The organism is Paraburkholderia haematera, from assembly GCF_905220975.1.
GTDB classification, from domain to species: Bacteria; Pseudomonadota; Gammaproteobacteria; order Burkholderiales; family Burkholderiaceae; genus Paraburkholderia; species Paraburkholderia haematera.
Genome location: NZ_CAJNBK010000020.1, coordinates 113,867 through 124,667, shown reverse-complemented (window position 1 = coordinate 124,667; position 10,801 = coordinate 113,867). Strand labels below are relative to the sequence as shown.

11 protein-coding genes are annotated in these 10,801 nt (G+C 62.0%); 8 read left to right on the top strand and 3 right to left on the bottom strand.

Going from position 1 to position 10,801, the window contains the following annotated elements; genetic code table 11:
• Window positions 1–128: 128 nt before the first annotated feature.
• A complete protein-coding gene (locus tag KHO23_RS26670) occupies window positions 129–905 on the bottom strand; it encodes an enoyl-CoA hydratase (protein WP_211614629.1) in 777 nt (258 codons plus the stop codon).
• A 132-nt stretch (window positions 906–1,037) separates the two neighbouring features.
• On the opposite strand from KHO23_RS26670, the gene paaN reads away from it, so the two are divergent.
• The 5 genes from paaN to paaK all read left to right on the top strand — a co-directional run bounded on the left by paaN (window position 1,038) and on the right by paaK (window position 6,834).
• Window positions 1,038–2,738 (top strand): phenylacetic acid degradation protein PaaN, encoded by a 1,701-nt coding sequence (gene paaN, locus KHO23_RS26665; protein WP_211614627.1) that lies wholly within the window; start codon window positions 1,038–1,040, stop codon window positions 2,736–2,738.
• Between the two features lie 126 nt (window positions 2,739–2,864).
• On the top strand, window positions 2,865–4,067 hold the full coding sequence (gene pcaF / locus KHO23_RS26660; protein WP_211614625.1) for a 3-oxoadipyl-CoA thiolase: 1,203 nt from the start codon (window positions 2,865–2,867) through the stop codon (window positions 4,065–4,067).
• Window positions 4,068–4,113: 46 nt separating this feature from the next.
• Window positions 4,114–4,905: a 2-(1,2-epoxy-1,2-dihydrophenyl)acetyl-CoA isomerase PaaG gene (paaG, locus tag KHO23_RS26655; RefSeq protein ID WP_211614623.1), complete on the top strand. Its 792-nt coding sequence runs from the start codon at window positions 4,114–4,116 to the stop codon at window positions 4,903–4,905.
• A 1-nt stretch (window position 4,906) separates the two neighbouring features.
• A complete protein-coding gene (paaI, locus tag KHO23_RS26650; protein WP_211614621.1) occupies window positions 4,907–5,368 on the top strand; it encodes a hydroxyphenylacetyl-CoA thioesterase PaaI in 462 nt (153 codons plus the stop codon).
• A 161-nt stretch (window positions 5,369–5,529) separates the two neighbouring features.
• Window positions 5,530–6,834, top strand: a complete 1,305-nt coding sequence (gene paaK / locus KHO23_RS26645) for a phenylacetate--CoA ligase PaaK (RefSeq protein ID WP_211614619.1) — start codon at window positions 5,530–5,532, stop codon at window positions 6,832–6,834.
• A gap of 267 nt (window positions 6,835–7,101) precedes the next feature.
• On the opposite strand, the gene mltA is transcribed toward paaK, so the two are convergent.
• On the bottom strand, window positions 7,102–8,226 hold the full coding sequence (gene mltA / locus KHO23_RS26640) for a murein transglycosylase A (protein WP_236066998.1): 1,125 nt from the start codon (window positions 8,224–8,226) through the stop codon (window positions 7,102–7,104).
• A gap of 28 nt (window positions 8,227–8,254) precedes the next feature.
• On the opposite strand from mltA, the gene KHO23_RS26635 reads away from it, so the two are divergent.
• Window positions 8,255–8,416 (top strand): hypothetical protein, encoded by a 162-nt coding sequence (locus KHO23_RS26635; protein WP_211614617.1) that lies wholly within the window; start codon window positions 8,255–8,257, stop codon window positions 8,414–8,416.
• Window positions 8,417–8,462: 46 nt separating this feature from the next.
• Here the strand turns inward: KHO23_RS26635 and apaG are convergent, their stop codons facing one another.
• Window positions 8,463–8,837 carry a Co2+/Mg2+ efflux protein ApaG gene (apaG, locus tag KHO23_RS26630; protein WP_120289351.1) on the bottom strand — a complete coding sequence of 125 codons (375 nt, stop codon included), beginning with the start codon at window positions 8,835–8,837 and terminating at the stop codon, window positions 8,463–8,465.
• A gap of 276 nt (window positions 8,838–9,113) precedes the next feature.
• On the opposite strand from apaG, the gene rpe reads away from it, so the two are divergent.
• Window positions 9,114–9,797: a ribulose-phosphate 3-epimerase gene (gene rpe / locus KHO23_RS26625; RefSeq protein WP_211614615.1), complete on the top strand. Its 684-nt coding sequence runs from the start codon at window positions 9,114–9,116 to the stop codon at window positions 9,795–9,797.
• A gap of 37 nt (window positions 9,798–9,834) precedes the next feature.
• Complete coding sequence (locus KHO23_RS26620; RefSeq protein WP_211614613.1) at window positions 9,835–10,551, top strand: phosphoglycolate phosphatase; 717 nt, start codon at window positions 9,835–9,837, stop codon at window positions 10,549–10,551.
• The last annotated feature ends 250 nt before the right edge of the window (window positions 10,552–10,801 follow it).

Here is a 10,801-nt window from a genome sequence, read left to right as displayed (position 1 = left end):
CGCTCACTTCGCGCAAAGCCTTGCCACTGCTGGCTCTCCCGCTCCCCGTGCCCCGCTGTCCGGAGCACGAAAGAGCGAGATTCTAGCGAGCCGGACCGTGCCTTGCAAGCGTTATTTTGACAAGCGTATTAACGATGTTTGAAAACCGGTTTGCGCTTCTCAACGAACGCGGCCATCCCCTCCTTCTGATCCTCTGTAGCGAACAGAGAATGGAAGAGGCGACGCTCGAAATGCACACCTTCTGCAAGCGTCGTTTCGTACGCACGGTTAACCGATTCCTTGACCATCATCACCGCCGGCAGCGGGAATTCAGCGATGGTCGCAGCCGCCGAGATTGCCTCGTCAAGCAGGGAAGCCGCGGGAATCACCCGCGAGACCAACCCAGCGCGTTCTGCCTCGGCAGCGTCCATGAAGCGGGCAGTCAGGCAGAGGTCCATCGCTTTCGCCTTAGAGACGGCGCGCGGCAGCCGCTGCGTACCGCCAGCACCCGGCATGATGCCGAGCTTGATTTCCGGCTGGCCAAACTTCGCAGTGTCGGCGGCGAGAATAATGTCGCACATCATCGCCAGCTCGCAACCGCCGCCAAGCGCAAAGCCCGCCACTGCGGCAATGATCGGCTTGCGGATGGAGCGCACCGTTTCCCAGTTGCGAGTGATGTAGTCGCCTTTGTAGACATCCATATAGGTGTAGGTCGCCATCATGCCGATATCGGCGCCGGCGGCAAACGCTTTCTCGCTGCCCGTCACCACGATCGCACCAATCGCGTCGTCGGCATCGAACTCGCGCAGCGCTGCACCCAGCTCGTCCATCAAGGCGTCGTTCAGCGCATTCAACGCCTTCGGGCGATTCAACGTGACCAGACCGACCCGCCCTCGCGTCTCAACCAGAATGTTCTCGTAAGCCATGCCGCCTCCTAATGGTTAAAGGCGCGCGAAAACGCTTCGCGCGGCCGTCTTAATAATGCTACCATTCACCAACCAACCGGTCGGTCAATTATTCGACAGGCTTTTCCCAACGCACAGCCAAGCCCATCTGCCATGACACATCCGCTATTCACCAAGCACGAAGACACGCTGCAAAAGGCACTCACCGCGATTGAGACGCGCGGCTACTGGAGTCCGTTCGTCGAGATGCCCAGTCCGAAAGTGTACGGGGAAACCGCTAACGCAGACGGCGAGGCCGCATTCAAAGCGCACCTGAACAAGACGTTCGACCTCGACCAGCCGTCGACCGGGGAGACCGTCGGCGCCGAAGTCTCGCCGTTCGGGTTCCCGCTTGGCGTGCGCTATCCGAAAGCCAACCCCGACGCGCTGATCTCCGCGGCAGCCGCCGCACAGCGCGACTGGCGCATGGCAGGTCCGCAGGCGTGGATCGGCGTATGCCTCGAAATCCTCGCGCGCGTGAATCGCGCCAGCTTCGAAATCGGCTACAGCGTCATGCACACGACCGGTCAGGCATTCATGATGGCCTTTCAGGCCGGCGGCCCGCATGCGCAAGACCGCGCACTCGAAGCGGTCGTGTACGCGTGGGATCAACTGCGCCGCATCCCCGCCGATGCCCACTGGGAAAAGCCGCAAGGCAAGAATCCTCCGCTCGCGATGCACAAACGCTACACCGTCGTACCGCGCGGTACCGGACTCGTGCTCGGCTGCTGTACTTTCCCGACGTGGAACGGCTATCCGGGCCTCTTCGCTGACCTGGCAACAGGCAACACGGTTATCGTCAAGCCGCATCCGGGTGCGATTCTGCCGCTCGCGCTGACCGTACGAATCGCGCGTGACGTGCTGCGCGAAGCCGGTTTCGATCCGAACATCGTTACGCTGCTAGCAACCGAACCGAACGACGGCCCGCTCGTCCAGGCTCTGGCACTGCGCCCGGAAATCAAATTGATCGACTTCACGGGCAGCACACAAAACGGCACCTGGCTTGAGCGCAACGCGCATCAGGCTCAGGTCTACACCGAGAAAGCCGGCGTCAATCAGATCGTGATCGACTCTGTGGACGACATCAAAGCCGCCGCGCGCAATATTGCCTTCTCGCTCGCGCTGTACTCGGGCCAGATGTGCACCGCGCCGCAAAACATCTACGTACCGCGCGCCGGCATCCGCACCGCTGAAGGCACACTCGGTTTCGACGAAGTCGCTCAAGCTCTCGCCGGCGCAGTGCAAAAACTGGTTGCAGACCCAGCGCGCGCCGTCGAACTGCTCGGCGCGGTCCAGAACGAAAGCGTAACCCAACGTATCGACGAAGCTGCCAAGCTCGGCCGCGTTCTGGCTGAAAGCCAATCACTCGAACATCCGGCCTTTGCCGGTGCCCGCGTACGCACGCCGCTCATGCTCCAGCTAGATGCCGCAACCGACCACGCGCAGTTCACCAAAGAATGGTTCGGCCCGATCTCGTTCGTGATCGCGACGGACTCGACAGCGCAGTCGCTCGACCTTGCTGGCGCAATCGCCGCCGAACACGGCGCGCTGACGCTGTCGATCTACAGCACGGATGAAGCCGTGCTCGAAGAGGCGCACGAAGCATCGATCCGCGGTGGTGTAGCACTCTCGGTCAATTTGACGGGTGGCGTTTTCGTCAATCAGTCTGCGGCCTTCTCCGACTTCCACGGCACAGGCGCAAACCCGGCAGCCAATGCCGCGTTGGCCGACGCAGCCTTTGTCGCGAACCGCTTCCGCGTCGTTCAAAGCCGCGTTCATGTTGAACCGAAAGCGGCGCCCGCGGTAGCCGGCTGAATGGCATAAGACAAACGCACGGTTTCCGTCCTATGTCGTTTGGCCGAATAGACCGGGCCGTGCCCCCTGACTAACATGAGACATCGGATCGGCAGGTCCCGCCGATCCGTCCCAGTAGGAGCCCACATGAACGACGCCTTCATTTGCGACGCGATTCGCACGCCCATCGGCCGCTACGGCGGAGCCCTGCAGGATGTCCGCGCCGACGACCTCGGCGCGGTACCGATCAAGGCGCTGATCGAACGCAATCCTGGCGTCAACTGGCAAGCTCTCGACGATGTGATCTATGGCTGCGCCAATCAGGCCGGTGACGACAATCGCAACGTCGCCCGCATGGCGGCATTGCTGGCTGGCTTGCCCACGGAAGCGTCCGGCACAACCATCAACCGCCTGTGTGGCTCGGGCATGGACGCGGTCGGCACCGCTGCGCGCGCCATCAAGGCCGGTGAAGCGCGGCTCATGATCGCCGGCGGCGTCGAAAGCATGACGCGCGCGCCATTCGTGATGGGCAAGGCCACCAGTGCGTTCTCGCGGCAGGCAGACATTTACGACACGACCATCGGCTGGCGCTTTATCAATCCGCTAATGAAGCGCCAATACGGCGTCGATTCGATGCCGGAGACCGCGGAAAACGTCGCCGTTGAATTCGGCATAAGCCGTGCGGATCAGGATGCGTTTGCGCTGTCGAGCCAGCAAAAGGCAGCGCGCGCGCAGCGAGATGGCACGTTGGCTCAGGAAATCGTCGGCGTTGAAATTGCGCAGAAGAAAGGCGACCCCGTAAGCGTGACGCTCGACGAGCATCCGCGCGAAACGTCGCTCGAAAACCTGGGCAAGCTCAAGGGTGTGGTCCGGCCCGACGGCAGCGTGACCGCCGGCAATGCATCGGGCGTGAACGACGGCGCGTGTGCACTACTGCTCGCGAGCCAGGATACCGCCGATCAATACGGATTGCGCCGCCGCGCACGTGTGGTGGGCATGGCGACGGCGGGCGTGGAGCCGCGCATCATGGGCATCGGCCCTGCGCCGGCCACACAAAAGCTGTTGAAGCAACTGAACATGACGCTCGACCAGTTCGACGTGATCGAGTTGAACGAAGCCTTCGCATCGCAGGGGCTTGCCGTCTTGCGCACACTCGGTCTGCGCGACGACGATCCACGCGTCAATCCGAACGGCGGAGCGATTGCGCTCGGCCATCCGCTCGGCGCATCGGGCGCGCGCTTGATCACCACGGCGCTTTACCAGCTGGAGCGGATCAACGGCCGCTTTGCACTTTGCACAATGTGTATCGGCGTGGGTCAAGGTATCGCCCTGGTGATCGAGCGGGTCTGACATCAACGCCGCCCTGCCGGTCAAAGAGACTTTGAGGAGACACCCAATGTCATATGAAGCAATTCGCCTCGACATCGATACATCGAGTCGCGTAGCGACCATCACACTGAATCGCCCTGACAAGCTCAACAGCTTTACGCGCGCGATGCACCAGGAATTGAGCAGCGCACTCGACCAGGTCGAGGCGTCCAGCGCCCGCGCGCTCGTGCTGACCGGTGCGGGCCGCGGTTTCTGCGCGGGACAGGATCTCGCGGATCTCGACTTCACGCCAGGCGCGATGACCGATCTGGGCGAACTGATCGATGCGCATTTCAATCCGCTGATTCGCCGTCTGCAAGCACTGACGCTGCCCGTGATTGCCGCGGTCAACGGCACGGCTGCCGGCGCCGGCGCCAATCTCGCACTGGCTTGCGACCTCGTGCTGGCCGCTCGCTCGGCCAGTTTCATTCAGGCATTCGTGAAGATCGGTCTCGTGCCGGACTCGGGCGGCACGTGGTTCCTGCCGCAACGCGTCGGCATGGCGCGCGCGTTAGGTCTCGCCATCACCGGCGACAAACTGAGCGCGGAGAAAGCTGAAAGCTGGGGCCTGATCTGGCAAACGGTTGATGACACCGAGCTGACCACTGCGGCAAGCAAACTCGCGGCCCAACTGGCGCAACAACCCACGCGCGCCATCGCGGCGATTAAACAGGCGATGCGTGCAGGCACGACGCAAACCCTGGATCAGCAGCTCGATCTCGAACGCGATCTGCAACGCGAACTCGGCGCTTCCCACGATTACGCGGAAGGCGTGCAAGCATTCGTGGAAAAACGCGCACCGCGCTTCGAGGGTCGCTGATATGTCCTCACAACCGAACCACCCGGCCCAAATGACCCCCGACGAACTCGCTCGCGCGACCGCTGCCGCCATGTACGAAAACGATGCGTGCAGCCGGGCGCTCGGACTCGAAATCGTAGAAGTGCGCCCAGGGTACGCGCGCCTGCGCATGGCCGTACGCGACGATTTCCTGAACGGCCATCAGATTTGCCACGGCGGCCTGATTTTCACGCTCGCCGATTCGACGTTCGCTTTCGCCTGCAACACGTACAACATCAACACAGTGGCAGCCGGCTGCTCGATCGAATTCCTGCGGCCGGTAAAAGGCGGCGACGTGTTGACCGCCGAAGCAGTCGAGCAAACGCTGAGCGGCCGCACCGGCATTTACGACATTCGCGTCACGAATCGCGCAGAGGAGACCGTGGCGATGTTTCGCGGCAAATCCGCGCAGATCAAAGGCAACCTGATTCCTGCGGGCGATTGAATAACTGATTGAACAGCCGCGTCGCGCCAAATTCGCAGCCGAGTCGCGGCGCGTCCGCGACACATTGGCAGCGCATCCATAGATAGCAACGAGTCCCCGTTTTTGCGCGCAAGCGCACCGCACCCCGGACCCCAAGCATTGAGGCAGTAAGGAGACATTCGATGACCACCGCCCTCCCGCTCGATCCCATCGAGACCGCCAGCCGCGACGAACTCGCCGCGCTCCAACTCGAACGGCTCAAATGGTCGCTGAACCACGCTTACGAGAATTCACCGGTGTATCGGCAGAAATTCGACGAGGCCGGCGTCCATCCGAGCGAAGTGAAGACCCTCGCGGACCTGGCGCGCTTTCCGTTCACCACCAAGAAGGATCTGCGCGACAACTACCCGTTCGGCATGTTCGCGGTGCCGCAGGAACAGATTTCGCGGATCCACGCGTCGTCCGGGACGACGGGCAAGCCGACGGTGGTCGGCTACACGGCGCGCGATATCGATACGTGGGCGAATCTCGTCGCACGTTCGATCCGTGCCGCGGGCGCGAAGCGCGGCGACAAAGTTCACGTGAGCTACGGCTACGGTTTGTTCACAGGCGGCCTAGGGGCTCACTACGGCGCCGAGCGCGCGGGACTGACAGTGATCCCGTTCGGCGGTGGTCAGACTGAAAAACAGGTGCAACTGATTCAGGACTTCCGGCCCGACATCATCATGGTGACGCCAAGCTATATGTTGTCGATCGCTGACGAGCTCGAACGGCAGGGCATCGATCCGGCGAATTGCTCGCTGCGCATCGGCATCTTCGGGGCGGAACCGTGGACCAACGACATGCGCCAGGCGATCGAAAAGCGCATGGGCATCGACGCTGTCGATATCTACGGTCTATCTGAAGTGATGGGACCTGGCGTCGCTTCGGAATGCGTCGAGACCAAAGATGGCCCGACTATCTGGGAAGACCATTTTTACCCCGAGATCATCGACCCCGAAACCGGCGAAGTGCTGCCGGACGGCGAACTCGGTGAACTGGTGTTCACATCGTTGACCAAGGAAGCGCTGCCGATCGTCCGTTACCGGACGCGCGATCTGACGCGCCTCCTGCCAGGCAGCGCACGCACCATGCGCCGGATGGAAAAAATCACCGGCCGTTCGGACGACATGATGATCGTGCGCGGCGTGAATGTATTCCCGACGCAGATCGAAGAATTGCTGCTCAAGCAGCACGCTCTCGCGCCTCACTACCAGATCGTGCTAACCAAGGAAGGCCCGCTCGACGTATTGACGTTGAACGTCGAGCCTTGCCCGGAGTCGGCGCCGGATACGGCTGCACTGACCACGGCGAAGCAGGCGTTGACCTATGACATCAAGGCGCTGATCGGCGTGAGCGCAGTTGTGAACGTACTGGCTGTCAACGGGATCGAGCGCTCGGTGGGCAAAGCACGAAGGGTGGTGGACAAGCGGAAGTCGGAGCTCTAAGCGATACGCCGGAGGATGAAGCTTGATAACGGAGCTGATCGGCGTCAGTTCCGCTATCAAATATGCCTGCCGTGAAAGGGGATTAACCGTCCGGCGGGCAAAGCAAGGCAAGTGGCGCGCACGAACAAAAACTGGAAGAGCCAACGCCAGCGGCTGAATCAGTATCTGGAAGCTGTGCCATTTAAAGACACCAACTGCGGGGCAACTTGCCACGCAGCGGTTTTCAACCAGGACCTAGGCACCACGAAACCCGCCGCCGTCAAACTCTCACGAATTCGGCAACAATACCCACATCCGGCCGCCCTGCTTCATCTTGCCGGCCAGATCGCCGGCATCGTCGCCAAGCCCCCAGAAGTAATCCGCGCGCACGCCGCCTTTGATCGCGGACCCCGTGTCCTGCGCGAAGACGAGGCGATTCATCGGCGAGTTCGTCAACGGGCGCGTGGTCTGCAAAAACACCGGCGTACCCAGCGGAATCGAGGTCGGATCCACCGCGATCGACCGCTCCGGCGTCAACGGCACACCTAGCGCACCGATCGGACCATCGGCTCCGCCACTCGGCGCGCTCTCGCCCGATGGCATTTCGCGGAAGAACACGAAGCGCGGATTGGTATCGAGCAATGCGTCAACCCGCGTGGGGTTCGCGCGCGCCCACGCCTTGATGCCCTGCATGGTCGCCTGCGCCGGCGTCAGTTCGTCGCGATCGAGCAGCCACCGCCCGATCGACTTGTATGGCTGATTGTTGGTGCCGCCAAAGCCGACCCGCATCACGCTGCCGTCTTCCATCACAACGCGCCCGGACCCCTGCACTTGCAGGAAGAAGGCTTCGATTGGATCGTCGACCCACACGAGTTCATTGCCATTGAGCACGCCCGCGCGCTCGAGTTGCGCACGTGCCGGCAGTGGCGCACCCGCGCGATAACCGGATGGCCAGCGGTACAGCGCCGTCTGATACACGCCGTGCCGCGTGCGCGAACCGCGCAGCAACGGCTCGTAGTAGCCGGTGACGAGGCCGTCGAGCGTGCCGTCGTTATTGGCTAACTGGAAGGGCGTGAAGTACGCCTCGAAAAACGCCCGCGCACCGGTGACGTCCAGATCGTCGATCTGCGAGGCCGCCGTGCATGCGCGAGCCCAGTTCGGTTGACGCGCAAGCCTCAGGCAGTTTTGCCGTAACGCAGCCGTCGCGCCGATCAGCGAATCGTCCTGCCACCCCGGCACCTGCTGCCACGCTACCGCTGTCAGCCGCGCCGCGGCAATCTGCCCGGGTATGATCGCGGCACCCGTAGGCGGCGAAACCGAAGGCCGAACCGCGCCGCCACCACCGCAGGAAGCCAGCATCACCGCAACCGAAAGCGCCCCAAGCCATGCTCCGGCCGTGCGGACAAAACGCATACAATGTTCGTTCTTGATGGAAACCGCCATGTCTGATCTGTTCGACGAATACCCGATGCTCATCTTCGCGCTGGAATCGCTCCTCGCGCTCTTCCTGCTCGTCTTTATCGTTGTATGGACGTCGTCCGGCAAGAAAAAGGCCGCGCGCGCAGCCAGCAATGAACAGCAAAAGCAGCAAAAAACCCAGTAACGCTGTGCCGTAAAGCTTCTTAAAGACCGCGAGCCGCGCCCTCGGTTCAATGCAAAGTACGCGGCATGCGCAGAATGAACTCGGGCACCGGTGCGTCGAAGCGCTCGCCGTCCTCCGCCACGCAGAAATACTCTCCGCGCATGGTGCCGACGGGCGTAGCGATCACCGCCCAGCTCGTATATTCGAAGTGCTCGCCCGGTTTGAGCAGGGGCTGATGCCCGACTACGCCCAAGCCTTTGACTTCCTGCACGTTGCTGTCGCTGTCGGTAATCACCCAGTGACGCGCAATCAGCTGCGCCGGCACGAGGCCGCTGTTACGGATAGTCAGCGTGTATGCAAACGCATACTGGCGGCGCTCCGGGTCCGACTCTTCGGGCAGAAACTGCACCTGCGCCGAGACGCTGAATTCGTACTGGCTCATCCTGATTCCGGTCTGGTGAAACGGGCTAAAAAAATCGCGGGAAGCCCCGAACGCCAATGGTTTGCGGGCGCATTGGCGACGCGGCGCTTATGGTTTGGCATTCTGCTTGATGCGCGGCACGCCCGCAACCGGACAAATCCCTCTGGCCAAGGGCCGCTAAGGCGTTTTGTCACTGTTGCCGCGCCGGGTCGGTGCCGGCATCGAACCGCCTGCGAGCCGGTTCAGCAGCGCACAAAACGGTAAAATAGCGATTTCCCGCTCGCATCCGCCCCCGCCATGACGCAATTCCGCATCGCCCCCAGCATTCTGTCCGCCGATTTCTCGCGCCTCGGCGAAGAAGTCCGCAACGTCGTCGCCGCCGGCGCCGACTGGATTCACTTCGATGTGATGGACAACCATTACGTGCCGAACCTGACGATCGGCCCGCTCGTCTGCGAAGCGATCCGCCCGCACGTGGACGTGCCGATCGACGTGCACCTGATGGTGCGCCCGGTCGACCGGATCGTGCCGGACTTCGCCAAGGCCGGCGCGAATCTGATCAGCTTTCACCCGGAAGGCTCGGACCATATCGACCGCACGCTGTCGCTGATTCGCGACCACGGTTGCAAGGCCGGTCTCGTGTTCAACCCGGCCACGTCGCTGAGCTATCTGGACTACGTGATGGACAAGGTCGATCTGGTCCTGATCATGTCGGTGAATCCGGGCTTCGGCGGTCAATCGTTCATTCCCGAGGCGCTCATCAAACTGCGCGAAGCGCGTCAGCGGATCGATGCCTACAAGGAAAAAACCGGTCGCGAGATTCATCTCGAAGTGGACGGCGGCGTGAAGGTCGACAACATCGCCGAAATCGCAGCGGCTGGCGCGGACACGTTCGTGGCAGGCTCGGCGATCTTCGGCGCACCGGATCACAAGGTGGTGATCGACAAGATGCGCGCCGCGCTCGCCAACATCGAGCACTGATCACACCCCGATCGATCGCTGAGATCCCGCACAAAAAATGACGACTCCGTTCCCCGCTCCGACCTTCACCGGCCCGCGCCTGCAAGCCGCGATCATCGACCTCGACGGCACGATGATCGATACCGCAGACGATTTCACCGCCGGCCTGAACGGCATGCTTGCGCAACTCGACGCGGCGGAAACCTCGCGCGAAGAAGTGGTCGGCTACATCGGCAAGGGCTCGGAGAATCTGATTCGCAGTGTGCTGGCTCAGCGCTTCGAAACGGACCACGCACAGGACCGTTTCGACGAGGCGCTCGCGATCTATCAGGAGGAGTACGCCAAGATCAACGGCGTGCACACGCGGCTCTATCCCGAGGTCGAAGCCGGCCTCAGCGCCATGCGCGATGCCGGCCTCAAACTCGCCTGCGTCACCAACAAGCCGCACCGTTTCGCGGTCGAATTGCTGGAGCAATATGGGCTCAGCCCGTATTTCAGCGTCGTGCTCGGCGGCGACAGCCTGCCGAAAAAGAAGCCGGATCCACTGCCGATGCTCACCGCCGCGGCGCAGCTAGGCGTCGAGCCGCAAGCCACGGTCGCCATCGGCGATTCGGAAAACGATGCGCTGGCAGGCCGCGCGGCGGGTATGGCAACGCTGACGCTGCCGTACGGCTACAACCACGGCCGAGCTATACAAGAAATAAAATCCGATGGTATAGTTGCCTCGCTGCTCGATGCCGCCAAGGCTATCGCAGCGCACCATTCCACGACCTGAAAAGTCCCTCATCCTCATGTTTCTGAATAAAAAACGGAGTCTGATTAGCATCGACCGGGGAGCCTGGCCCTGGCGTCGCTGGTCGCGCTAACCTCGCCTGAGGTACGCTGAAGCTCGTCTTCGGCAACCGTTTTTTACTTCGCTGCGCTCACGCGTTTTTTCCATCACCTTGTTTCGCTGCACTGGTTGATTTGGCCCTCGTGTACCCGCAAAGTACATAGGCGCGCTGAAATCCCTTGCATGCGTCGAT